Here is a 22,665-nt window from a genome sequence, read left to right on the forward strand (position 1 = left end):
GGAACAGTGTCCGACTGGCTGCTATACAAACCTTTTGAATCCGACAATTGCAGGTAAAGACACAATTCCGTTTCTCTTGTTTGATAAAAAAGGCGGATTGTTCTCCACATTCGGAAACGTGGGGGGATTTGTGGATGATATGCAATGCTTTGAATCCATTTTCTTCCGCGTTGAAAAATTATGTGATTGCTGTGCAACACTGTCTATTTTACGCCCTGTCGATGTTAAAGGCGATACCTTAAGTGTTTGCCACCCTTGTGACCCGGATTTCTTCGGGCTAGAAAAAACAGATTTCTGCATAGAAGTGGATCTCGGATGCTTCTGTGCGATTCAGTGCCTGTCACCAGAGCTAGTTGACAGAACATCGCCTCATAAAGATAAAAAGCATCATCACAATGGATAAACACTTGTAAAGAGGAATCCCCTTCCAAACTCTATTACAGGTGCAAATCATTCAGCTGCTTCCAGCGTGAGGCAGCTGACTCTCCATCATTTCGCCAGTCTCAAATTTATAAGGCAGGAGGGATAATATGAGCCAGAAAACATCAAGCTGCGTGCGTGAAGCTGTAGAAAATATTGAAGATCTGCAAAACGCTGTTGAAGAAGACTGCCCGACCGGCTGCCACTCTAAGCTTTTATCTGTAAGCCATTCGTTAGGCGACACAGTGCCTTTTGCAATATTTACATCAAAATCAACGCCATTAGTCGCCTTCGGAAATGTCGGCGAACTCGATAACGGCCCTTGCTTTAATACAGTATTTTTCAGGGTCGAAAGAGTGCATGGAAGCTGCGCAACACTGTCATTATTAATCGCATTTGACGAACACAAACACATTTTGGACTTCACCGATAAAGATACGGTGTGTGAAGTGTTCCGACTCGAAAAAACGAACTACTGTATTGAAGTTGACTTAGACTGCTTCTGCGCAATCAACTGCTTAAATCCTCGATTAATCAATCGTACACATCATCATTAATCATAAGCTGGAAAAGCTTGCAGGCCTGCAGGCTTTTCTCTATGTAAAAAAGCTGTCCGGCAACATCAGCCGGGCAGCTTTTTTCTTTTTCGTTAAAAACCGAGCGGGTGCAAAGAGGTAATATCATCGATTGCCAGTTCGGTTGGGGCTCCGTTTCCTGTTGTTCGAAGCAGGACGGAATCATTTCTTCTTCCGACAATCACGCCCCTGTACGTTCTTCCATTGGCTTCAATCAAACAAAGCGCTCTCGGCATGTTATGAGGCAGCTTTGTTAAAAAATCAATTTTTTCGTGGATCGTCATCTTGCTCATCGGTTTTTTCACTTTTCGTGCCGGCGGTGCTTTTTCCTCCGCTTTATCAGCACTATGGACAGCTTCCGGTTCTTTCTCAGGCTTCCGGGCCTCAAGTGCAGGCTCTTCCTTTTTTTCTGCTTTCGGGGGCTCGTGTTCGACGGTTTCTTCTACGGCCTGCGGCTCTGCTTTCTGTTCCTCCTGGCTTTTTATGTTCTCTGGCTCTCTCACCTCTTGTGTTTGCTGACTCACTGGTTCGGCTGCAGGCTTTTGGTCTTCTTGCAGGACATCCTGTGCCACGGCTTCCTCCTGCTGCTTCTCATGGTAAGCCGGCTTTTCCTCAGCTTTTGGCGGAGCGGGTTTGTCGGCCTTTCTTTTGATGACAATCTCCTGCATGGATGATCTTGTAGTTTCTGCATAATCCGGCTGAACAATATACATGAGCGGTTTTTTATCCGCGTTTCTTTTCTTATTAGACATCTTCATCCCTCCGATTGTGTCATATTCTATCTATATGACAGAAAGCTGAAAATCAGAAGAAATAAAAAAGCAATCCCTATTCGGGATTGCTTGAAATAGATCCTGCTTAGCGGGCAGTGATATGGAAACCTGAATCAACGTGAAGATTTTCACCTGTAATCCCGCGGGACATATCGCTGAACAAGAACGCAGCTGTATCGCCCACTTCTTCAGGTGTTGTCGTGCGGCGAAGCGGTGCACGCTCTTCGATGTCTTTTAAGATAGAGTTGAAATCGCTGATGCCTTTAGCAGATAATGTTCTGATCGGGCCGGCAGAAATGCTGTTGACGCGGATATTTTCTTTTCCTAAGTCAGCAGCTAAATATTTCACACTTGCATCAAGAGAAGCTTTTGCTACACCCATAACGTTGTAGTTTGGCATCACAAGCTCTCCGCCAAGGTACGTCAAAGTGACAATGCTTCCGCCTTCAGTCATCATCGGACGTGCCGCTTTGACAACAGCAGTCAGAGAATATGAGCTGATGTTATGAGCCAAAAGGAAGCCGTCACGATTTGTGTTTAAGTATTCGCCGACAAGCTCTTCCTTGTTGGCAAACGCGATACAATGCGCGATACCGTGGATTACACCGACCTGCTCCTTAATGCTTGCGAAGCAAGTTTCGATTTCTGCGTCGTTTGTAACATCGCAAGGGAGGATGATGGAATCGTTGCGGTCTAATGTTCCAGCAAGCTCGTGAACGGATTTCTCCAGGCGTTCACCAGCGTATGTGAAAATCAAACGTGCACCCGCTTCATGTAAAGAACGCGCAATGCCCCAGGCGATGCTGCGTTTATTGGCTACCCCCATCACAACAATGTTGCGGCCTTCAAGTGAAAAATTCATATGTATAAAGCCTCCTATATTTAATAAAGACATAGTATTAGTACCTGATCTTAATTCCTATCATATCATAACCTTGTCCAGATGAAAAGCGCATACCGTAGCAAACGCAAAAGAGATCACCATCAGCTGGTGATCTCATCGGCTTGTATTTAAGCTGTTTCGTTTAAAAGCGAAATGGTTTGTCGGCCCGTGTCCCGATCCGATGCCGAGCGTATTTTCCACCGCTTCACGGACAAAGTTGGCCGCAACTTCAAATGCCTGATGGATGCTGTCTCCTTTAGCCGTTTGGGCCGTTAAAGCTGCAGCAAAGGTGCAGCCTGTGCCATGCGTATGCTTCGTATTGATATAAGGATGGGTGATTTGCATAAACATGCTGCCATCAAAAAGAAGGTCAGTAATGTGATTGTCCTCAGGCTGGTGCCCGCCTTTGATAATGACATGCTGCGCACCCATCTTGACGAGCTGCTCCGCTGCTTTTTTCCGGTCATCCAGCGAGCTGATTGTCATTCCTGTCAGCGTTTCTGCTTCCGGGACATTCGGCGTAATCGCGTAGCTTCTTGGAATGAGCAACTCCTTTAAGGTGGCAACTGACTCATCACGCAGCAAGGATGCCCCGCCCTTTGCGATCATAACCGGATCAACAATTACACGATTGAATCCGTACTCGTCAATTTTTCTTGCCACTTCTTCAATCATGTCGGCATTCCAGAGCATTCCCGTCTTAACTGCATCCGGTCTCAAATCCTCAGCAACAGCGTCAATTTGCTGTCTCAACGTCTCTACAGTCAGCGGATGCACCCCATGAACGCCAAGCGTATTTTGAGCGGTTACCGCCGTAATCGCAGACATTCCGAATACATCAAGCTCTTGAAAGGTTTTAATATCAGCCTGTATCCCTGCGCCGCCGCCTGAATCTGATCCGGCGATTGTCAATGCTTTATATATACTCATTACACTACACTCCTTTTATTACCCAATCCATTTATGATAAATGGATTTTGCCCGGGCAATATCATTTGTTCCATGGATCAAAGCTCTGCCGTCCCGGAACAACACCATTTTCATTTCATCCGAGCGGCAGGAAATTAAATACGGGTTCGCAGCTACTTCAAGCCCGGCCTGCCTCAGCTGACCGGCAAGCGCTTCAAGATCCGCTTCTTTCGTAATAGATGATCTGATCTGCACCGTGTTCCTGCCGCACAATACAGCCGCTTTTGTTTGATTTTCATATGACAAAAACGGAAAATCCTTTGTGCCGCAGCTTGGGCATGCGTCATGTTTGAGACTGGCCGCTCTCACTTCTGACCGCTCATTTTTCCACAAATCAAAGGAGCGCAGTACCGGCTCGCACTCCTCTCCCGTCAGCAGCTTCAGTGCATCTGTTACCTGAAAGACTGCTACCTGCAAAACAGCCGGACTGATGATGCCGGCTGTGTCACATGTTGCTCCGCCAATCGGAAGTGTATCGAGCAAGCAATGCAGGCAAGGAGTAGAACCCGGCACCACGGTAAAGGTGAGGCCGTAGCTCCCTACACAGGCACCGTAAAGAAAAGGAATCCCTTCCTTTACCGCAGCATCATTTACGATCAGGCGGGTTTCAAAATTATCAGCCGCATCCACAATAATCGATGCATCCCTAATCAGCTCGAAGATATTTTCTGCTGTCACATCCATGACAAGTCCGGTCACATCAACATCGCTGTTAATCGAACGGAGACGGCGCTCCGCAGCGGCTGCTTTCGGCATTTCTTTTTTGACATCATCTTCTGTATAAAGCTGCTGGCGCTGGAGGTTGCTCCATTCAACATAATCTCTGTCGGCAATTTTCACAGAGCCGACTCCCGCTCTCACCAGCATTTCTGCACTGGCTGTTCCGAGCGCGCCGGCGCCGATAATCACGGCGCGCGCTTCTTTCAATTTTTTCTGGCCGAATGGGCCGATCGGAGCAAACAGCTCCTGCCTTGAATACCTGCCCGTCATACAGGAAGACCTTCTCCCGGACTGCTTGCCGTTCCGTATTGCTTAAGCGGGATGCGGCCCGCTTCATAAGAAAGGCGTCCTGCTTCCACTGCGAGCTTCATGGCACGAGCCATTTTCACAGGATCGTCAGCGCCCGATACAGCCGTATTGAGCAGTACGCCATCCGCTCCAAGCTCCATTGCGTATGCCGCATCTTTAGGCGAGCCGATTCCCGCATCCACGATGACCGGCACTTTCGCCTGTTCAATAATAAATGACAGATTCAAAGGATTTAAGATTCCTTGTCCTGATCCAATCGGAGATGCACCCGGCATGATGGCATGAACGCCGAGCTCTTCCAGCTTTCTCGCCAGCACAACGTCATCCGACGTGTACGGGAGCACAATAAAGCCTTCTTCAAGAAGCTGTTCAGACGCTTTTAATGTCTCAACAGGGTCAGGCAGCAAGGAACGGCTGCATCCGATGACTTCAACTTTAATCATGTCACAAAGGCCTGACGCTTTCGCCAGCCTTGCAATCCGAACCGCTTCTTCAGCAGTGCTGGCGCCCGCTGTATTCGGCAAAAGCGTATATTTGGATAAATCAAGCTGTTCCAGAAAATTTGGCTGAGATGCTTCAAAGATGTTCATTCTCCTTACAGCAAATGTTAAAATATCAGACTCAGAAACAGCTACTGCTTCCTTTTGAATGTCAAACGATGGGTATTTCCCCGTGCCCAGCAGCAATCTTGATTGAAATGATTTTCCGCCAATTGTTAACATGCTCATCCGCCTCCTACAAAATGGACAATTTCAATGACATCACGATCACAAAGCTCAACCTCGTGATAGCGTTCTTTCCCGATTATTTCTTTATTTCTTTCCACGATAACGATTTTATTTTCAAGCTGATACGACGCCAGCAGGTCTTGAATTGTACCTGTGTCTTTTTCCCACTTCACGTCTTTACCGTTCAGCTGTAGCATCATATCTGAACCGCCTCCTTGCGATCAATTCGGAATGCGTGCAGCCAGTCTTGGTTGACCTCTTTATTCATGATGAGATCACTGATCAAAGCGCCCGTTGCGGGAGCAAGCAGGATCCCGTTTCTGAAATGGCCAGCCGCAAATAAAATACGGCTGTCCTCAGGATGTCTGCCGATGTACGGTTTTCCATCCTTTGTTCCCGGACGGAGTCCCGCCCAAAAACGATCCACCTTCATATTCTGTATAGCCGGCAGCATCGTTTTTGCTTTTTTCATAACCGATTCCAATCCGCCAAGATCCGGTGTTTCACTCCAGTCCCCCGGCTTCATTGTCGCGCCGACAACCAGTTTGCCGCTTTTTCTCGGTACGATATAGCAGTGATCATGGTAAAGCGTTTTTGTCAGCGGGATATCATCATTCCAAACGGACAGGCACTCCCCTTTTACAGGGAGAAAAGCATTGTTCAGTCCAAGCTGTTTAAAAAACATTCCGCTCCACACCCCGCTGGCAACGACAACATGATTAGCCCATACGTCTCCGCTAGGGGTCTTGATGGACAGGGCTTCACCGTCACGTTCGACATGCAGGACGGGCGTATGCTCAAAAATCTCCGCCCCAAGCATTTTTGCTGCTTTCACATATGCCTTGCAAACAAAATAAGGCTCCACATGCACATCATCCTGAATAAAAGATGCACCAAAGATGTCACCAGACGCATACGGCTCTTTTTCTAACACCTCTTCTTTTGAATACCAGCTGACAGAGTCCAAATCGTCCATCTGTCTCAGCTGCAGCACATCTTCTTCAGAAAATGCAAGCTTAAACATACCGCCGTTATGCTGCCTGATATCCACACCGGATAATGCATAAAGCTCTTCTCCAAGACCTTTGTACAGACGCTGACTGTGCATAGCGAAATCAAAAAACGCGTCACGTTCCTCGCATTCGGCATGGGCGCCCAGCATTCCGGCAGCGGCTCTTGTCGTTCTGCCGCCCATTGTTCCGCTTTCAAACAATGCGGTGCTTTTGTTTTCCTTTGCCAAATGATAAGCAATCGCGGAACCGATAATTCCGCCTCCAATCACCACTGCTTCATAATGCCTTTTCATAGCGCATCTCCTTTAGCTTACGGGAATATCGTCTGGCTGCTTCCAAGGGCTCAGCGGAAGAGAAAATTCCTGACATAACAGCAATGCCGTCTGCCCCTGCTTGTTTTACGTCTCTTAACCTGTCCGGCGTCATCCCCCCGATGGCTATAACCGGGATGGAAATCCGCTGTTTGATATCTGACAGCAAAGATACTCCTCTGCCTTCAAGACCCTTTTTGCAATCCGTTTCAAACACATGGCCGAACAGCACGTAGTCCGCGTCTTCCTTTTCTGCTTGAACCGCTTCCTCCAGTGAATGCACCGACCTCCCGATATGAAGGTGTGGAAATCTGGCTCTGACCTGCTTCGGTGAAAAGCTGCCGCTTGGCAGCTGCACGCGGTGAATAGTAGAGAAAAGTGCAATATCCACGCGCCCGTTCATCACCAATTTTCGTTTATCTATACCGCCTTCAAAAATAAGATCGAGCAGTTTCAAAATATCCGCCGCCGATTTTGAGCGTTCCCGAATGTGAATAAAATCAACTTCATTCTGAATCGTAATGATGATTCTCGCTAGCTCTTCTACCGGCTTGCTGTCATCCGTTATGGCGTGAAGCTCCACATTCCTCCACCTCTTTTATGGCGCTGTCAGACCAGCCTTCTTTTCGATAGGCCATTCCCCAAAATTGATATTCATAGTAGCTGGAGATGACAAAATTCTCTTTCATCTTGGCACGTACTTCCTCCGTGCTGTTTTCCGCCAGCTCATCAAAGCGGTTGATTTGCTCCTCGACCTGTTGTCTAAACCAATCACCGCCGTATGTCCCAATCCACTTTTGATAAATCGGATGCCCAGGATCGCAATGCAGCAATTTTTCACCAACCTCATAATAAAGCCAGTAGCATGGCAGCAGGGCCGCTAAGATTTCTGCGAAATTCCCGCTCAAAACCGAACGGTACATATGGGATGTATAAGAGTACGCAGTAGGAGACGGCTTAAACGCCTTATGCTCTTCCTCGCTGATTTCCAACAGCTCGGCAAACTCCCGATGAAGCGCCATTTCCGCCTCATATGTACCTTGGGCATGGCTTGCCATCCGCCCCGTTGTATAAAGGTCCTTCGCATAAGCGGCGCCAAATGACTGCACCTTTGCAAAATGCGTTAAATAATAGGAATCCTGAAGTACGTAGTATTTAAAACGGTCAATCGGAAGTGTTCCGTCACCGATTCCTTGAACGAACGGATGGACAAAGCTCCCCTCCCACCATTCTGCGGCTGCACTGCGGCATTCTTCTGAAAACTTCACAAATCATTCCCCCTCTGAAAATAAAAAAACCACTTTCCCGCAAGGAAAAGTGGTTTGGAATTGGCATAGTAAAATAACACAAATACCGCTCCACTTCCCTACGCAGGTCTGAACCTGTTCAAGTTATGAGGGTCTAAAAGTCACACTTTTATCTCAGCCCTTATGAAGGGCACCCCTAGTGGTTAAACGAATACATATTGAATTGTTCTGCACCTCTATATTAACACGAATCCTTATTTGGTCAAGATTTATCCTTCCAATGTTTTCTTAAGATCCGTTACGTACCCCCGAGATCCGGTGACAATTAAACGGTCTCCAAGTTTCAGCCTCGTATCCCCATGAGGAACGATGCTGTCCACACCTCTGAAGATCCTGACAAAGATGACGTCACCTGTTAAAGGGAATTCCCGTAAAATGACACCATCATATTTACTGTTCTCCATATTAATTTGATACAGCGAAGACTCTTGGTTCGTGAGCAGCTTCATGACGCCAGGCGCTTCAATCAGTGCGCGAAGCAGCGTTTTTGTCGACAGCAGAATAGAAAAGATGCTGATTCCCTGCTCCTTCAGAGCTGCTTCATGCTCCGGTGATCCTACGCTTGCAATGACTCTTTCTGTGCCTTTATTTTTTGCAAGTAATGCAATGTCTGCATTCATATCTTCATTTCCTGTCGCCACAACGAGGATATCCGTTTCAAAAATGCCGAGTGATTCAAGCGTCTCGTGTTCATAGTCAGAAATTGTTTCAACAGCAAACACTGATTCTGACAGCTTTTCCTCCGCATTCTCTTGGTAGACGTGTACAACACGCACGTCATACTCTTCCTCTGGCAATTCGAGTGTGACAGGCAAAGTCATTTGATTGGCGCCAATGAACGTAATCGTCTTTTTCTCCTCCGGCTGCTCTTCCCGTTTGTATAATTTTTTAAAACAGATCGGCGTAAAAATACTTGCAATGACGGCTACTAAAATTAACGCTCCTGACATATTTGCACTGATCACGTGAAGCTGCTGCCCGATTGTTGCAGCGGCAATCACGAGCGAAAGCGTTGATGTCAGCAGGAAACCAGACGCGAAAATGGTTCGGTTATCATACCACTTCTTTAAGTACATGACAGGAATGATTTTGCTGACTAACAGCGCCAGCAGCAGGAGCGGAATCATGATTAAAATTGTTTTATCCTGGAAAAGAGTCCAAATATCAAGCTTCACACCGACCATCACGAAGAAAATCGGTATTAAGAACCCATAACCGAATGAGTCCAGCTGCTGAACAAGTTCTTTGTTTGGCGAAAGCAGGGAAACAAGAACCCCCGCTAAGAAAGCGCCGAGAATATTTTCCGCCCCAAGTGATTCAGACAGGGCAACGAGTACAATGATTAACGTAAAAATGGCACGCGTCCCGATCTGGATCGTCCCTTTTGACATGGATTGAACAAAAGAGCGATGTTTGAAGACCCGGCCGAAAAAGTAAAGCACCACTCCGGCCGCAAACAGAATCATCAGGAGCCACATGTTTCCGCTGTCCTCTCCGTATAAAGAAGAAAAAACAGCAAGAAGAATCATCGTGGCCAAATCAGCAATAACAGCAACAAGCAAAATAATCTGCCCGATATTCGAATTCATGATCCGTTCTTCTTTTAATGTTGGAACGACAACGCCTAATGAAATCGTTGAAATAATCAGGGTCATCAAAAATGCATTTTGGATAAATCCGGCCAAGACGAACCCATAGGACAAGAGCAATGATAAAATAAAAATACCGACGAAAATAACAGATGCCGCAGCAAACGTATTCGGCGCTTCCTTGCCATTCGGCAGGAACTGCTTTTTCTTTCCTTTCTCAAACGACGAAAAATCAATTTCAAGCCCGCTTAAAAACATTAAAAAGATAAATCCGAGCATAGAGAGTGTCTGGAGCCAGGTGTCACCCTCCACAACTAAATTAAGGCCGCTTTTCCCAATTATCAGCCCCATAATGATTTCAGCAACAACAACCGGGATGCTGAGTTTAAACCGATGCAAAAGGATGGGTGTCAAAAATGCAACGATAAGTACAACAACTAAAGATGCGACAGATGTATGCGCCATAATCAGAACCTCCTTTTTAAGTCAGGGTTATGCTAGTTCTCACTCAGAGAACAAAACCTCATTTTTAAAAAACATAACGCGATTTTAACAAGGGTGATGATGAAAAATAAAGTGATAAGGTCTTAATCCTGTTTAGAAAATGATTCTTCTTCTATAATTTGCACATAAAAGCTTGTGATGACTCACAACACTTTGCTTCATAATAAATAAAACAATCGGTAAGGAGGATACCGCATGGCTTACGATATCATCAGCGATATTCATGGCTGCTATGACGAAATGACTGCATTAATCCAAAAGCTTGGCTATACAACCAAAAATGGAGTACCTGTCCATGAAGAAGGCAGGGTGCTTGTTTTTGCCGGAGATTTAACTGACAGAGGGCCCAAATCGATAGAGGTCATCCGATTTGTAGCCGGCGCTTACGAAAAAGGCGCTGTGCGTTATGTCCCGGGAAACCATTGCAATAAATTATATCGTTACTTAAAAGGAAATCCGGTAAAAGTGATGCATGGTCTCGAAACAACAGCGGCAGAGTTTGAGGAACTTTCCAAAGATGAGAGAAAATCAGTCAGCGAACAGTTTATGAAGCTGTACGAAACAGCGCCGCTTTACGACATCTTACATAATGGAGAATTAGTTGTCGCCCATGCTGGCATAAGAGCTGACGATATCGGCAAATATACCCGCAGAGTGAAGGACTTTGTGCTTTACGGTGACGTGACGGGTGAAACATATCCGGACGGCAGACCCGTCAGGCGTGATTGGGCGGCAGCCTATAACGGAAAGGCTTGGGTGGTATACGGTCATACACCTGTGAAAGAGCCTCGGAAGGTCAATCGCACCATCAACATTGATACAGGCTGCGTGTTCGGAAATCAACTGACAGGCTTTCGCTTTCCAGAAATAGAAACCGTCTCTGTTCCAAGCTCCCTGCCTTACGACGAATCAAGATTTCGCCCCATATAAAAAAGGAGAGAATCAATGATTCTCTCCTTTTATCAGTTTTCTCATATCCTGAGGCAGTGGAGCATGAAACGTCATGTTCTCCTGTGTCAGCGGATGGATAAACGAAAGATGCTCGCTGTGCAGAGCCTGCCGGCCAATTTCCTGTCTCGTTCCGCCGTACAGTGTATCGCCGCACAACGGGTGCCCGAGATAACTCATATGAACACGAATTTGATGGGTTCGTCCAGTCTCAAGCTGCAATGCCACCGAGGTCATGTCGTCATTTGCACATGTGACGTAAAAATGAGTAACAGCCTTCTGGCCGTCTGGCGTTACCGTCCGTTCAATAATACTGTCAGGATGTCTGCCAATCGGAGCATCAACTGTTCCCTCCATCTGTGCCATCCGCCCGTGAACCACTGCCGCATACCGGCGTTTCACAAGGCCGTTTTTTTGCGCAGACGATAAAATGGAGTGGGCAAATCGATGCTTGGCAACAAGCATGACACCTGATGTATCCCGGTCTAGCCGGGTGACAAGATGTACTGTCGCCCTCACTCCGGTTGTTTGATAATGATCAATAATTCCATTGGCAATGCTGCCGGAGGGGTGCTCTCTCGAAGGGATTGATGACACATACGGCTGCTTGTTTATCACAAGCACATGTTCATCCTCATAAAGGATATCGAGCGGAACAGGCTCTGCCAGCAGCGTCTCGCTCACCTGTTCCTCAGGAAACTTCACGATAAGAAGATCTCCCTCTTTCAAAACGTATTTGACCGTCACATGCTCACCGTTAATCTGCAGGTCTCCCCCGCCAAACTTAATATCGGTCAGCAGACGTTTCGAAATTCCCATTTCACCGGCATATTCTTTTACAGTCATCCCGTCCTCAGCGGAAGTAATGTTCTTTCTGATAAAAAAATGCTCCACGATATGTCCTCTTTCTATTCACCTTTTCCAATAAACGAATCCTGGACTCTTTTCCAAAATGGAAACGGACGGAATCTCGCAAACCGCACTTTTTCGGATGCAACTTGGCAGCGGATCGACTTTACATCCTTATGGAGAAGGGTTAAATGGTCAATCGTCACTTGAAAGTCAACTTCGTTTCTCGGCTTAATCATGCAATCATGATGGGATGGGAGAAGCAGAGGTGACCCGACCGTACGGAACACGCGGTTATTAATTGAAGCCATTTCCGCAAGCTGGATCGCCCTGATAGACGGATGGATAATCGCTCCGCCCAGCGCCTTATTGTAGGCTGTGCTGCCTGATGGAGTTGACAGGCAGAGGCCGTCGCCCCGGAAGGTTTCAAAGAGCTGCCCTTTGATTTCCACATCAGCAACAAGGCTTCCTTCGATGCTTTTAATCGTACATTCATTCAAAGCTAAGTATCTTTCTTCCCGCTCGTTTTCGTGATAGGTCACAATGACTTCGAGAAGCGGATATTCGACTGTATGATACGGCGTTTTCGCGATGGCAAGAACAAGTTTTTCAATTTCATGAGGAACCCAGTCGGCATAAAAACCCAGATGACCTGTGTGAACGCCGACAAATGCTGTTTTGTCCAAGCGGTCGCTGTATCTGTGAAAAGCATACAAAAGCGTTCCGTCGCCTCCGACTGAAATAACGATTTCCGGTTCATTTTCATCCAGTTCCATATCAAAATCCAATAAATACGCCTGTATTTTGCTTTTCAGCGTATCAGAAACTTGATCTCCTTTTGATGATACGGCAAATTTCATGCTCTTCTTCCCCTTTACCTATTGTTGCTCGCTTCCTTTTTTCTTTCTTGAAAAGGCAGCTTGAGCTTCCTGTACTTCACCCCTGATCTCCGACATCTCTTCATCAAGCCGGGAAGCCGCTTCAGAAGCGCGCTGAAGCCTTAGTTTTACTTTTTCAGGAATGTTTCCGCTGTATTTATAATTCAATGAATGTTCAATGGTCGCCCAAAAATTCATCGCCAGTGTACGGATCTGTATTTCTACGAGAACATGCTTTTCTCCGGATACCGTCTGCAAAGGGTACAGCACAACAAGATGGTATGATCGGTATCCGCTCTCTTTATGTTCCGCAATATAATCCCTCTGATCCACAACGGTGAAATCTTTTCTGGCAAAAAGCATCTCTTTTACGATTTGGATGTCATCGACAAATTGGCACATGATTCTAAGGCCAGCAATGTCCTGCATGGTTTCAATTTCATGCAGCGGTATGCTTTTCCGTCTCGCTTTTTCAAGTATGCTCGCCACAGGCTTGACGCGTCCGGTCACAAATTCGATCGGTGAATGGTCGTCCTCGTATTCATATAGTGTGCGGATCCCCTTGAGCTTCACTTTCAACTCTTCGACAGCCTGGCGGTACGGCACTAAAAAACGCTCCCATTGTTTGTCATCCATCATACATCCCCCAATTCCGAACCAGTTTCTATAAAAACACGCGTTTCACTTTTTCTTCCATTTCTTCTCCATAGTTTGCATTATCTTTTATATTTTCTAAAAGATATTCCAGCTCCTCATGCAGGCCTGCCAGTTCAATTGTTTGGTCTCCTGCCTCTAAAACAACCGGTATTTTTTGTGCATGGGCCTGCTTCAGTTCCGGCCATACATGTTCCTTTATAATGACATATTCAAAAGAATCAGCTAATTCAAGTATGTATACAAAAGCAAAGTGGTCAGAATCAACAAGCATTTGACCTGACGGCTTGCGTTCCGCTTCGTTTCCTTCTGTCTGACAGGCAAGGCGAAGCTGATCATCCGATAATGTTGCATTCAAAATTTCGATTCTGTTTTGCATAATGCTCTCCTTTTTTAAACAAAGTACAGATTCATTTTATCATATCGAGCTCGATATTGATAAACCTAACATCTAAAGAGATAATAGTAAAAATAAGATTTACAGGGCGGAAAGGAAGAGCATCATGAGCCAAGAGATTGAAATCGAATTTAAAAACATGCTGACCAAACAAGAATTCAAAAACATAGCATCGGCACTCCAGCTGACAGAAAAAGATTTTACAGATCAAAAGAATCATTATTTTGATACAGACAGCTTCGCGCTGAAACAAAAACATGCTGCGCTTCGTATCCGCAGAAAAAACGGAAAGTATGTCCTTACATTAAAGGAGCCGGCTGATGTGGGGCTTCTAGAAACGCACCAGCAGCTTTCAGAGGTATCAGATCTCGCTGGATTTTCAGTTCCCGAGGGCCCTGTGAAGGACCAGCTGCACAAGCTTCAGATCGATACGGATGCCATACAATACTTTGGATCTTTAGCAACAAACCGTGCGGAAAAAGAAACAGAAAAAGGCTTAATAGTTTTAGACCACAGCCGATATTTAAATAAAGAGGACTATGAAATTGAATTTGAGGCGGCGGATTGGCATGAGGGCAGACAAGCCTTCGAAAAGCTGCTTCAGCAATTCAGCATTCCTCAGCGCGAAACCAAAAATAAAATTCTGCGTTTTTATGAAGAAAAACGAGAGTCTATATAAGGTGGAATGACATCGTGAATGTAACGAATTGGGCAGCATTACTTCAGCTTCAGGCATTACAGTCCATATCTAATGCACGCAGCAGCACGGACACTCAGAATACGGAAAGCCCGCTTTCAAGTTTCAGTTCTTTGCTCAGCCAATATACAAACGGCCTGACATCTCAGCAATCAGCACCTTCTTCATCGCCAAGCCCGCTCAGCATGCTGAACAGCGCGAATACAACAGCGCCGTCACTGCTTTCAGCGTATGGGCTTAACTCATATACGAGCAGCAATTCAGGTTCAATCACAAAAGCGGCAGAAAGCACTGAAACAGCTGCTGCAGATTCAGCTTCAAACAAACATGAAGCAAATCAGATCAGTTCGGGAGACTTCTCTATTGACAGTGCGATTAAAAAAGCCGCTGATAAATATGGCGTTGATGAAAAACTGATCCGTGCCGTCATCAAACAAGAATCAGGCTTTAATGCAAAAGCGGTCAGCGGAGCAGGTGCGATGGGCCTCATGCAGCTGATGCCGTCAACAGCAAGCTCACTTGGCGTTTCCAATCCGCTTGATCCGCAGCAAAATGTGGAAGGCGGAACGAAATATTTAAAACAAATGCTGGATAAATACGACGGCAATGTGTCTATGGCATTAGCGGCTTACAACGCCGGACCGGGGAATGTTGACCGATACGGAGGCATTCCTCCTTTCCAAGAAACGCAAAACTATGTAAAAAAAATAACTTCAGCTTATTACGCGTAACCAGAGGTGCTCTTTCCCTCTGGTTTTTTTGCGAAGTGAAATCTTACGCATTCCTGATTTTTATGTGATATGATATGAAATACAAACCCCGGCTGTCAGCCGAAATGAGTCATCAAACGCATAAAAGGCAGTTTGTTTGTAGAAATGATGCCTTGTTGCTAAAATAAATCTAGATGAAACAATGAAATACAGAAAATTACTTTTTGCAATAGGATTTATGATTCCTATTAGCCATATTTAAAGGAGTAGTCAACATGGGACAATCGTTTAACGCACCTTATGAAGCGATTGGAGAGGAACTTCTATCGCAACTTGTTGATACTTTTTATGAGCGTGTCGCGTCTCATCCTTTGCTGAAGCCGATTTTTCCAAGCGATTTGACAGAAACCGCCAGGAAACAGAAGCAATTCTTAACTCAGTATTTAGGCGGGCCTCCTCTTTATACTGAGGAGCACGGCCATCCTATGCTCAGAGCAAGGCATCTTCCCTTTCCAATTACAAACGAGAGAGCTGATGCGTGGCTCAGCTGTATGAAGGACGCAATGGACCATGTAGGGCTGGAGGGCGAAATTCGTGAGTTTTTGTTTGGCCGGCTGGAGTTGACAGCAAGGCATATGGTGAATCAAACGGAAGCGGAGGATCGATCATCTTGACAAACTATCAGCATGAGCTATACTTCGCCCATTGCCACGGTCATCCAAAAAAACCGCTTGAAATTTATATGTTTGTAGACCCTTTATGTCCTGAATGCTGGTCCTTAGAGCCCGTCATCAAAAAGCTGAAAATCAGATACGGACGTTTTTTCACCTTACGCATTATCGCTTCCGCAAGCCTTACCGCTTTAAATAAAAAGCGAAAAAAACATCTTCTCGCAGAAGCATGGGAAAAGATCGCGAGCCGCTCTGGCATGTCATGTGACGGCAATGTCTGGTTCGAACAGGATCAGCCGCTTTCATCGCCTTATATGGCTGCTCTCGCTTTTAAAGCAGCCGAACTGCAAGGACGAAAAGCCGGCATGCAATTTCTCAGAATTATGCAGGAGAGCCTATTTGTTTCAAAGAAAAATATTACGGATGAAAACGTGCTTTTGGAGATTGCTGAAAATACAAGTCTCGATCTTGAAGAATTCAAAAAAGATCTGCATTCTCAAAGCGCGGTCAAGGCGCTTCAATGTGACATGAAAATTGCTGCTGAGATGGATGTTTCTGTTAATCCGACACTGACGTTTTTTAATACGCAGCATGAGGATGAAGGGCTTAAAGTTCCTGGCAGCTACTCATATGATGTATATGAAGAAATTTTATTTGAGATGCTTGGCGACGAGCCGAAGCCGTCGGAAACACCGCCTTTAGAATGTTTTATTGAATATTTCCGCTTCGTTGCCTCGAAGGAAATTGCTCTTGTATATGACCTGAGCCTTGAAGAGGTAGAAAAAGAAATGAAAAAACTGGCGTTTGCTAAAAAGGTTGCCAAAGTGGAAGCCAAACACGGAATGTTTTGGAAGTCTCTCAGCACTTATTCTGATGAATATCAATCATGTGAAAAATAGCCGCAGGCGTGCATATGCTTGAGGCTGTTTTTTTATGCCATAACCAAACGTACGTTCTATTTTTAGCACTAAAGAAACCGCGCCGGGATAAGCGCGGTTTCATATGTCTTAACGACAACAAAGGGGATGGGAGAAATTTTTCACGGTCAAACAAAGGGGTAATGTTTGTTTGTGATCAATTTCACATCCTTATGATAACAAAAGATGTCGACTTTTGACAACCTCTATGCTTAATGTTCATATTTTTGTCACAAAACATAACGAAGTGCATTCACTCATATCCTTATAAGGAAAAAGGACGAGGAGGACCGCCATGATGTCTACTTTGATCTCAATTGTGTGCATTGCTGTTTTTTTCTGCTTGAATATCTTAGGCATGATGCATATGCTGCCGCTTTATATTACCTCTCCTCTGCTGTTTCTGTCTATTTTGTTTACCCTCTACCGCTTGAATCACCGGAAAACCTTTAAAGGGTTTTAAAAAAGCCTGTGCGTCATTTCCGCACAGGCTTACTTTTTTAAGACTGCTTGACTTTCATCAGCAGCTCTTCCATTTCATCAAGTTTTTCTTCAAACATTTTGCACGCGGCTTCGATTGGCTCTGGAGACGTCATATCAACACCCGCTTTTTTCAGGACATCAATCGGGTATTGTGAGCTTCCCGCTTTCAGGAAGTCAATATAACGGTCAACCGCCGGCTTTCCTTCCTTCAAAATCTGGCTGCTTAATGCTTGGGCAGCGCTGTACCCTGTCGCATACTGATACACATAGTAATTGTAATAGAAGTGCGGAATTCGCGACCATTCAAGGCCAATTTCCTTATCAATCACCATGCCGTCTCCAAAATACTTTTTATTCAGGTCGTAATAGACATTTGTCAGAAGCTCAGGTGTAAGCGGCTCGCCTTCTTGCGCCTTTGTATGGATCAGATGTTCAAATTCAGCGAACATCGTTTGTCTGAAGACCGTTCCCCTGAAGCCCTCAAGCATATGGTTGAGAATATATAAGCGCTGTTTTTCATCCTCTAAATTGTTCAGCAAATATTCGCCAAGGAGCGCTTCATTTGTCGTAGAGGCAACTTCCGCGACAAAGATACTGTAATTGCCGTATGGATAAGGCTGGTGCTTTCTCGTATAGTAGCTGTGTACGGAATGTCCAAACTCGTGCACGAGCGTAAAGAGATTATTGACGTTATTATGCCAGTTCATCAAAATATACGGATTCGTGCCGTAAGCTCCTGATGAATAAGCCCCATTGCGTTTGCCTTTATTCTCGTAAACGTCCACCCAGCGGTTTTCCAGTCCTTCTTTTAGGATAGAGGCATATTCTTCCCCTAAAGGTGCAAGGCCTTTCAGCATGTAATCTTTGGCTTCCTCGTATGTCACCTTCATCCCAGCATCTTTCACAAGCGGTGTATACAGGTCATAGATATGCACTTCATCAAGCTCAAGCACTTTCTTTCTTAGCGCAATATAGCGGTGCAGGAGCGGCAAATGCTTATTAATCGTCTTAACAAGGTTATCGTATACTTCCTCAGGAATACTGTTGTTAGAAAGCGCAGCCTCACGCGCGGACTTGTACTTTTTCACTCTCGCGTAGAAGTTGTCCTTTTTCACAGTGCCGCTTAGCGTCGTGGCCATTGTGTTTTTATATTGTCCGTACGTTTTATACACTGCGTCAAACGCATTTTTGCGGACTTCACGGTTTTCACTTTCCAAGAAATTAATAAAGTTGCCGTGAGTGATCTGTTTCTCATTCCCATCTTCGTCTTTAATGGACGGAAACGTTATATCTGCGTTATTTAACACGCTGAATGTATTTGAAGATGACCCCAGTACCTCGGAGGCTTCAGCAAGCAGTGCCTCTTCCTTCTCGCTCAGCACATGCGGACGTTCCTTTGTAATCTCCTCAATCGCATGAGAGTACAGCTTTAATTCTTCTTTTTCAAGAATGAACTGCTGCAGTTTGTCTTCTTCTATGGATAAAATCTCCGGAACCAAATAAGCTGTCGCGCTTGCGGCCTGTGTATACAGGTTTCCCGCCTTGTCATTCAGCCCCTGGTAAAAGGAGTTCCCAGTATCCTGGTCAGAGCGCATATGCGCATATGTGTACAGCCTACCCAGCCGCTCCATCACTTTATCTTGATACGTAAGAGCCTCGTATAAATGATCAGCTGAATCTGCCAGCTTTCCTTTATACTTAGATAAATTCGGAATTAATTCTTTTACAGCTTGAAATTCTTTATTCCAGGCCTCATCACTAGGAAAAATATCCTCAAGTCTCCATGTGTCTTCTGCCTTTACCTCACTTCTGTCAGGCAGTTGGTTTGCTTTTTTTTCCTCAGCCATGGTGATCCCCCTCGTCTTCTTTGATTCAAGCCAATTGAAAAAACAGCTGTTTCTCAATAAACTTGTGTTGTGAATATCTTCCGGTTTTTCACTGCCTTTTGTCAAATCATATGCAGTAATGAAGAGAACGAATGCCAAAAAAGCAGTAAAAACACGAAAAACCTTTCCTTTTGTGCCTTTCACAGCCTGCCCACCACCTTTGTCTTAGGGTGAGCCAAATAAGACAAACTCATTCTATAAAACAGCTGCGGTCTCTTTCTATGAGATCCTGCATGGAGTGTATGCCGCCTGCAGGCTGATTCAGCACATATACTTCTTTCTGAGTCTCCCTTAAAAATCCCTTCTTGCACAAAAAATCAATATACTGTTTAACCGCTTCTGAAAGACACTCTTCGCTGCATTCGAACCTGAGTGCAATGTTCTTATTATGAATGTGCAGTTTGCACTGCTGCAAAACGGCTGAAAAACGAATTGGCGCACGTTTACCTCCAAGATCCGTCATAAACAAATAAAGAAACCCCTGCCACACAAAAACCGGACTCTTAAAAACTGCCCCTTTTCTAACAGGAACAAACACTTCAGTCGGCAGAAAAGAAAAAGGCGTCTGCCGCTTCTCATAAAACAGCAGCCTAAGGCGATTTATTTCCTTTGAGTTAAACCGATGGGGTTTATGGCGAAAACGTTGAATCGCTTTCGTCCAGCCTGAATATTGAATTGAGGGTTTCGGTTCAGTGAAAAAAAGATCGCCTACACCTGCCCGATGGATAGGGATCGTTTGGACTGAGGAATAAGAGTGGTTTGTATAGAATGGAATGATGTGGCTGAGCCGGAGAAAAGAACGCCTTTCAGGACAATAACATATCAGTTCTCTGTATGGACTTGCATTGATAAACTGCCAATGAAAAGCTGAAAGCTGATAAAAGGACGAAGCAGTCCGTTTTAAGCGGCTGTATCCCATAATCCACTGCGGGATGATTCCTTCTTGTTTGAAGCCCTCTGTCCGCTTTTGAAAGACATCTGGAGCGATAGTGGCGCATTGATATTCAACAGCAAGCATATGCTCCTTGATCCTTGCCATGACGTCTGGTCTTTGGTTGATTGTCCTTATATACGGCTCCAATATTGGTGAAGCCCGTTGCGTTTTCAGCCATACATACAGCTGTCTTTTTCCTTCTAAGTGGTAGGCGCTTTCCGGTTCGATGTCTATGGAGCAGGACTTGTTCTGTTTATGGGCAAAATGCGGCGCTTTTTGAAGTCCAAGCTTCACAGCTAGCTCTCCCCCGCATACCGGACAGAAGAACCGTCTCCGCTTTAATTTCTGGTTTTGCTGAGCGCCTAGAAGGTGAAACATTTGGCCGTCTTCAGTCACAGCACTAAACAATTGTCATCTCTCCTTTCCAGATGAAGTATACTTTCTGGAAAAGATGATCAACTCCTGTTCGCTGTATTTTCCGCTTGTCTATATGTTTTTGATTTTTCACATCTCTAAAATGGCATTTTCGTTCATAAAAAAAACCGATTTCCGGAAGGAAATCGGTTTGCTATGATGCAAAGTGTTTTTTTATCGTTTCTAGAGCATGCTCTGAAATAATCAGCTTGCCGTACTCTTCAAGACGGTGTATGCTGATTGAGGATTCATTTGCGTACTCCAGCAGGATGCTTAGCTGATTTTCAACCTCTTCATCAGTCATATTGCAAAAATCTACATATAAATAATATCGGTTCTCAAACGAATATAAAGTCGTTTTGCTTCCGTTAACGTTCAAATTAGATAGAGAAATAACATCCTCAAAATCGCCAAATCGCAAGACAAATTGAAGCTTTTGCTCCTTCTCTTCCTGATTGACGGCTTGCTCTTCTTTCTGGAAATCATCCAGCAAGGCGTCAAGATCCTCAGATGCTGGTTCTTGCTTTTTATCCTCAGGAATCGGCAGTTCGAGCTTTTGTCCGTCTTTGGAAAGCTGGGCTTTTGTGACGATGATTTCTAATCCTTTGTCCAGTGCCTGAACTTGAATCCAAAGTGGGCCTTCCACAGCGAATTCCTCTTCTTCATGAACTTCATCCATGACTTCCCAGAAAAGTTCTTCACTGCGCTCACGGTTATACCAAATTTCTTCTCTGTCAAAACCGCGATCTTCAATATCTCCGTAAGACATATAAAATTTTACTGTATGCTCGTTAATTCTTTCAATTTCCATTTGCCAACCTTCCCTTCTATATAAGATGTTGAAGGGACATCTAAGCTCCCGATTAATTGTACTTTACTACACTTTACCCATTCCGTCCACATCTTAACCTTAACCAAGGCCAGTGTGAATTCCTTTGTATTTCTATTTTATGATAAAACAGTCACAAAAGAAATAAAAATGCACCTTTGCCTAAAAAACGGCAGATCAGGCGGCTGATATCATAAAATATGACCTGTCTCATATAGTAGTAGTACAAGCGAAGGACTGAAAGCGAGGTGCCGCTTCATGGAGCATGACTATCTGATTTCTCTGCTTGTCATTGTTGGGATTGACCTGATCCTCGGCGGAGATAACGCGGTTGTTATTGCCATGGCCAGCAGACATTTGCCGGACAAGCAAAGACAGCAAGCCATTATTCTCGGAACATTTATTGCCGTTGCCATGAGAATCGGATTAACAAGTGCAGCAGTATATCTTTTGAACATTCCGTTCTTGCAGTGCGCCGGCGGAATTTTCCTGCTGTATTTAGGATATCAGCTGCTGATTGAAAAAAAAGACACGAAACACATTAAAAGCAGCACCTCCCTGTGGAGAGCGATACGAACGATTGTGCTTGCAGATCTCTTTATGTCGCTGGACAACGTCATCGCAGTTGCGGGAGCATCACACGGTGAGTTTTCTCTCGTTGTTATAGGTTTGTGTGTATCGGTTCCGGTTATTATTTGGGGCAGCAAACTCATCCATATTGCACTAGAGAAAATACCGCTTCTGATTTACGCGGGAAGCGGGCTGCTTGCTTATACTGGAGGAGAAATGATTGTCAGAGACAAAAAGCTGTCGCTTTTTATGGCGCAGCACGGCACAGTCGAAACGCTCCTCCCCATTTTGACGGTTGCGTTTGTCATCCTTGCGAGCATTTATTACCAGCAGGTTGAAAAATAATAAAAGAAGGCTGATGACTCAGCCTTCTTTTGATGATACGATCTATTAGTTTGCCAAACGCTGTGCTTCTCTTAATTGGAAAGAGCGAACTTTTCTTGGCAGGAAACGTCTGATTTCATCTTCGTTATATCCGACCTGCAAACGTTTTTCGTCAATGATGATCGGACGGCGAAGCAAACCTGGATGCTCGTTGATCAAGCGGTACAAATCTTGCAGCGGCATAGATTCAACGTTCACATTCAGTTTTTGGAATACTTTTGAACGGGTTGAGATGATTTCATCTGTTCCATCCTCAGTCATTCGAAGAATTTGTTTTATTTCATCAATTGATAAAGGTTCAGAGAAAATGTTTCTTTCTACAAATGGAATATCGTGCTCCTCG

General features: G+C 45.0%; 29 protein-coding genes and 1 riboswitch. Of the genes, 10 read left to right on the forward strand and 19 right to left on the reverse strand.

Going from position 1 to position 22,665, the window contains the following annotated elements:
* Together cotY and cotZ are read left to right on the forward strand one after the other, a co-directional pair.
* Positions 1–403 (forward strand): spore coat protein CotY (gene cotY, locus RAC86_RS17230; RefSeq protein ID WP_377885891.1); only part of this gene is annotated, 403 nt, incomplete at its 5' end.
* Between the two features lie 127 nt (positions 404–530).
* Complete coding sequence (cotZ, locus tag RAC86_RS17235) at positions 531–977, forward strand: spore coat protein CotZ (RefSeq protein WP_003244982.1); 447 nt, start codon at positions 531–533, stop codon at positions 975–977.
* Between the two features lie 92 nt (positions 978–1,069).
* Here cotZ and cotO read toward each other — a convergent pair whose 3' ends face one another.
* The 10 genes from cotO to RAC86_RS17285 form a co-directional block, all read right to left on the reverse strand.
* Positions 1,070–1,753 carry a spore coat protein CotO gene (gene cotO, locus RAC86_RS17240; protein WP_128737751.1) on the reverse strand — a complete coding sequence of 228 codons (684 nt, stop codon included), beginning with the start codon at positions 1,751–1,753 and terminating at the stop codon, positions 1,070–1,072.
* A 100-nt stretch (positions 1,754–1,853) separates the two neighbouring features.
* Entirely contained in the window at positions 1,854–2,630 is a 777-nt protein-coding gene (gene fabI / locus RAC86_RS17245) for an enoyl-ACP reductase FabI (protein ID WP_003232896.1), read from the reverse strand.
* Between the two features lie 135 nt (positions 2,631–2,765).
* Positions 2,766–3,581, reverse strand: coding sequence for a bifunctional hydroxymethylpyrimidine kinase/phosphomethylpyrimidine kinase (gene thiD, locus RAC86_RS17250; RefSeq protein ID WP_003245050.1), 816 nt, complete (start codon positions 3,579–3,581; stop codon positions 2,766–2,768).
* An 18-nt stretch (positions 3,582–3,599) separates the two neighbouring features.
* Positions 3,600–4,610 carry a thiazole biosynthesis adenylyltransferase ThiF gene (thiF, locus tag RAC86_RS17255; protein ID WP_377885892.1) on the reverse strand — a complete coding sequence of 337 codons (1,011 nt, stop codon included), beginning with the start codon at positions 4,608–4,610 and terminating at the stop codon, positions 3,600–3,602.
* The gene (gene thiG / locus RAC86_RS17260; RefSeq protein ID WP_010886483.1) at positions 4,607–5,377 is read right to left on the reverse strand and encodes a thiazole synthase; all 771 of its coding nucleotides are present in this window, start codon (positions 5,375–5,377) and stop codon (positions 4,607–4,609) included. The genes thiF and thiG overlap by 4 nt, the downstream gene beginning before the upstream one ends.
* On the reverse strand, positions 5,374–5,574 hold the full coding sequence (thiS, locus tag RAC86_RS17265) for a sulfur carrier protein ThiS (RefSeq protein ID WP_072173897.1): 201 nt from the start codon (positions 5,572–5,574) through the stop codon (positions 5,374–5,376). Before thiS ends, thiG begins: the two co-directional genes overlap by 4 nt.
* A complete protein-coding gene (gene thiO, locus RAC86_RS17270) occupies positions 5,574–6,683 on the reverse strand; it encodes a glycine oxidase ThiO (protein ID WP_377885893.1) in 1,110 nt (369 codons plus the stop codon). Before thiO ends, thiS begins: the two co-directional genes overlap by 1 nt.
* On the reverse strand, positions 6,667–7,284 hold the full coding sequence (gene tenI / locus RAC86_RS17275; protein ID WP_015252347.1) for a thiazole tautomerase TenI: 618 nt from the start codon (positions 7,282–7,284) through the stop codon (positions 6,667–6,669). Before tenI ends, thiO begins: the two co-directional genes overlap by 17 nt.
* Complete coding sequence (gene tenA, locus RAC86_RS17280; protein ID WP_106073818.1) at positions 7,259–7,969, reverse strand: thiaminase II; 711 nt, start codon at positions 7,967–7,969, stop codon at positions 7,259–7,261. Before tenA ends, tenI begins: the two co-directional genes overlap by 26 nt.
* A gap of 78 nt (positions 7,970–8,047) precedes the next feature.
* Positions 8,048–8,156: riboswitch (TPP riboswitch) on the reverse strand.
* 61 nt (positions 8,157–8,217) lie between these two features.
* Positions 8,218–10,062: a monovalent cation:proton antiporter family protein gene (locus RAC86_RS17285; protein WP_377885894.1), complete on the reverse strand. Its 1,845-nt coding sequence runs from the start codon at positions 10,060–10,062 to the stop codon at positions 8,218–8,220.
* Positions 10,063–10,296: 234 nt separating this feature from the next.
* On the opposite strand from RAC86_RS17285, the gene prpE reads away from it, so the two are divergent.
* The gene (gene prpE, locus RAC86_RS17290; protein WP_377885895.1) at positions 10,297–11,031 is read left to right on the forward strand and encodes a bis(5'-nucleosyl)-tetraphosphatase PrpE; all 735 of its coding nucleotides are present in this window, start codon (positions 10,297–10,299) and stop codon (positions 11,029–11,031) included.
* A 12-nt stretch (positions 11,032–11,043) separates the two neighbouring features.
* On the opposite strand, the gene RAC86_RS17295 is transcribed toward prpE, so the two are convergent.
* From RAC86_RS17295 to RAC86_RS17310, 4 genes are read right to left on the reverse strand one after another with little or no spacing between them, the layout of a single operon-like run.
* Positions 11,044–11,943 (reverse strand): RluA family pseudouridine synthase, encoded by a 900-nt coding sequence (locus tag RAC86_RS17295; RefSeq protein ID WP_033883581.1) that lies wholly within the window; start codon positions 11,941–11,943, stop codon positions 11,044–11,046.
* 14 nt (positions 11,944–11,957) lie between these two features.
* The gene (locus tag RAC86_RS17300) at positions 11,958–12,758 is read right to left on the reverse strand and encodes an NAD kinase (protein WP_003232918.1); all 801 of its coding nucleotides are present in this window, start codon (positions 12,756–12,758) and stop codon (positions 11,958–11,960) included.
* 18 nt (positions 12,759–12,776) lie between these two features.
* Complete coding sequence (gene yjbM, locus RAC86_RS17305) at positions 12,777–13,412, reverse strand: GTP diphosphokinase (protein ID WP_003245294.1); 636 nt, start codon at positions 13,410–13,412, stop codon at positions 12,777–12,779.
* Positions 13,413–13,440: 28 nt separating this feature from the next.
* Complete coding sequence (locus tag RAC86_RS17310; protein ID WP_003232922.1) at positions 13,441–13,809, reverse strand: UPF0738 family protein; 369 nt, start codon at positions 13,807–13,809, stop codon at positions 13,441–13,443.
* Positions 13,810–13,933: 124 nt separating this feature from the next.
* Here RAC86_RS17310 and RAC86_RS17315 point away from each other — a divergent pair, with 124 nt between their 5' ends.
* From RAC86_RS17315 to RAC86_RS17335, 5 genes are all read left to right on the forward strand, one after another.
* Positions 13,934–14,506 carry a CYTH domain-containing protein gene (locus RAC86_RS17315; RefSeq protein WP_377885896.1) on the forward strand — a complete coding sequence of 191 codons (573 nt, stop codon included), beginning with the start codon at positions 13,934–13,936 and terminating at the stop codon, positions 14,504–14,506.
* 14 nt (positions 14,507–14,520) lie between these two features.
* On the forward strand, positions 14,521–15,255 hold the full coding sequence (cwlQ, locus tag RAC86_RS17320) for a bifunctional muramidase/murein lytic transglycosylase (protein ID WP_249678509.1): 735 nt from the start codon (positions 14,521–14,523) through the stop codon (positions 15,253–15,255).
* 254 nt (positions 15,256–15,509) lie between these two features.
* The gene (locus RAC86_RS17325) at positions 15,510–15,908 is read left to right on the forward strand and encodes a globin domain-containing protein (RefSeq protein WP_003232928.1); all 399 of its coding nucleotides are present in this window, start codon (positions 15,510–15,512) and stop codon (positions 15,906–15,908) included.
* Entirely contained in the window at positions 15,905–16,804 is a 900-nt protein-coding gene (gene spxH / locus RAC86_RS17330; protein WP_377885897.1) for a protease adaptor protein SpxH, read from the forward strand. Before RAC86_RS17325 ends, spxH begins: the two co-directional genes overlap by 4 nt.
* 313 nt (positions 16,805–17,117) lie before the next feature.
* A complete protein-coding gene (locus RAC86_RS17335; protein ID WP_003244944.1) occupies positions 17,118–17,285 on the forward strand; it encodes a hypothetical protein in 168 nt (55 codons plus the stop codon).
* Between the two features lie 37 nt (positions 17,286–17,322).
* On the opposite strand, the gene pepF is transcribed toward RAC86_RS17335, so the two are convergent.
* Positions 17,323–19,152, reverse strand: coding sequence for an oligoendopeptidase F (gene pepF / locus RAC86_RS17340; RefSeq protein ID WP_003245178.1), 1,830 nt, complete (start codon positions 19,150–19,152; stop codon positions 17,323–17,325).
* A 229-nt stretch (positions 19,153–19,381) separates the two neighbouring features.
* A complete protein-coding gene (coiA, locus tag RAC86_RS17345; protein WP_483861764.1) occupies positions 19,382–20,503 on the reverse strand; it encodes a competence protein CoiA in 1,122 nt (373 codons plus the stop codon).
* 73 nt (positions 20,504–20,576) lie between these two features.
* On the opposite strand from coiA, the gene RAC86_RS17350 reads away from it, so the two are divergent.
* The gene (locus tag RAC86_RS17350) at positions 20,577–20,699 is read left to right on the forward strand and encodes a hypothetical protein (RefSeq protein ID WP_128473814.1); all 123 of its coding nucleotides are present in this window, start codon (positions 20,577–20,579) and stop codon (positions 20,697–20,699) included.
* Here RAC86_RS17350 and mecA read toward each other — a convergent pair.
* Entirely contained in the window at positions 20,694–21,350 is a 657-nt protein-coding gene (mecA, locus tag RAC86_RS17355) for an adaptor protein MecA (RefSeq protein ID WP_003232942.1), read from the reverse strand. The genes RAC86_RS17350 and mecA overlap by 6 nt on opposite strands.
* Complete coding sequence (locus RAC86_RS17360; RefSeq protein ID WP_119122854.1) at positions 21,317–21,457, reverse strand: hypothetical protein; 141 nt, start codon at positions 21,455–21,457, stop codon at positions 21,317–21,319. The genes mecA and RAC86_RS17360 overlap by 34 nt, the downstream gene beginning before the upstream one ends.
* Positions 21,458–21,626: 169 nt before the next feature.
* Between RAC86_RS17360 and RAC86_RS17365 the strand changes: the two genes are divergently transcribed.
* Positions 21,627–22,283, forward strand: coding sequence for a TerC family protein (locus RAC86_RS17365; protein WP_003232944.1), 657 nt, complete (start codon positions 21,627–21,629; stop codon positions 22,281–22,283).
* Between the two features lie 45 nt (positions 22,284–22,328).
* On the opposite strand, the gene spx is transcribed toward RAC86_RS17365, so the two are convergent.
* On the reverse strand, positions 22,329–22,665 hold a 337-nt coding region (gene spx, locus RAC86_RS17370; protein WP_268549990.1), incomplete at its 5' end, for a transcriptional regulator Spx.

Source organism: Bacillus sp. LR_5 (genome assembly GCF_042709275.1).

What these genes read in the sequence shown, in the direction of transcription:
- cotZ (WP_003244982.1), top strand. Translation starts at nt 531, where the DNA reads ATGAGCCAGAAAACATCAAGCTGCGTGCGTGAAGCTGTAGAAAATATT.
- RAC86_RS17315 (WP_377885896.1), top strand. Translation starts at nt 13,934, where the DNA reads ATGAGCCAAGAGATTGAAATCGAATTTAAAAACATGCTGACCAAACAA.
- cotO (WP_128737751.1), bottom strand. Translation starts at nt 1,753, where the DNA reads ATGAAGATGTCTAATAAGAAAAGAAACGCGGATAAAAAACCGCTCATG.
- thiG (WP_010886483.1), bottom strand. Translation starts at nt 5,377, where the DNA reads ATGAGCATGTTAACAATTGGCGGAAAATCATTTCAATCAAGATTGCTG.
- RAC86_RS17300 (WP_003232918.1), bottom strand. Translation starts at nt 12,758, where the DNA reads ATGAAATTTGCCGTATCATCAAAAGGAGATCAAGTTTCTGATACGCTG.
- coiA (WP_483861764.1), bottom strand. Translation starts at nt 20,503, where the DNA reads ATGTTTCACCTTCTAGGCGCTCAGCAAAACCAGAAATTAAAGCGGAGA.
- RAC86_RS17325 (WP_003232928.1), top strand. Translation starts at nt 15,510, where the DNA reads ATGGGACAATCGTTTAACGCACCTTATGAAGCGATTGGAGAGGAACTT.
- RAC86_RS17285 (WP_377885894.1), bottom strand. Translation starts at nt 10,062, where the DNA reads ATGGCGCATACATCTGTCGCATCTTTAGTTGTTGTACTTATCGTTGCA.
- mecA (WP_003232942.1), bottom strand. Translation starts at nt 21,350, where the DNA reads ATGGAAATTGAAAGAATTAACGAGCATACAGTAAAATTTTATATGTCT.
- thiO (WP_377885893.1), bottom strand. Translation starts at nt 6,683, where the DNA reads ATGAAAAGGCATTATGAAGCAGTGGTGATTGGAGGCGGAATTATCGGT.
- thiS (WP_072173897.1), bottom strand. Translation starts at nt 5,574, where the DNA reads ATGCTACAGCTGAACGGTAAAGACGTGAAGTGGGAAAAAGACACAGGT.
- prpE (WP_377885895.1), top strand. Translation starts at nt 10,297, where the DNA reads ATGGCTTACGATATCATCAGCGATATTCATGGCTGCTATGACGAAATG.
- pepF (WP_003245178.1), bottom strand. Translation starts at nt 19,152, where the DNA reads ATGGCTGAGGAAAAAAAAGCAAACCAACTGCCTGACAGAAGTGAGGTA.
- RAC86_RS17350 (WP_128473814.1), top strand. Translation starts at nt 20,577, where the DNA reads ATGATCAACTCCTGTTCGCTGTATTTTCCGCTTGTCTATATGTTTTTG.
- yjbM (WP_003245294.1), bottom strand. Translation starts at nt 13,412, where the DNA reads ATGGATGACAAACAATGGGAGCGTTTTTTAGTGCCGTACCGCCAGGCT.
- fabI (WP_003232896.1), bottom strand. Translation starts at nt 2,630, where the DNA reads ATGAATTTTTCACTTGAAGGCCGCAACATTGTTGTGATGGGGGTAGCC.
- thiD (WP_003245050.1), bottom strand. Translation starts at nt 3,581, where the DNA reads ATGAGTATATATAAAGCATTGACAATCGCCGGATCAGATTCAGGCGGC.
- RAC86_RS17335 (WP_003244944.1), top strand. Translation starts at nt 17,118, where the DNA reads ATGATGTCTACTTTGATCTCAATTGTGTGCATTGCTGTTTTTTTCTGC.
- thiF (WP_377885892.1), bottom strand. Translation starts at nt 4,610, where the DNA reads ATGACGGGCAGGTATTCAAGGCAGGAGCTGTTTGCTCCGATCGGCCCA.
- RAC86_RS17310 (WP_003232922.1), bottom strand. Translation starts at nt 13,809, where the DNA reads ATGCAAAACAGAATCGAAATTTTGAATGCAACATTATCGGATGATCAG.
- RAC86_RS17365 (WP_003232944.1), top strand. Translation starts at nt 21,627, where the DNA reads ATGGAGCATGACTATCTGATTTCTCTGCTTGTCATTGTTGGGATTGAC.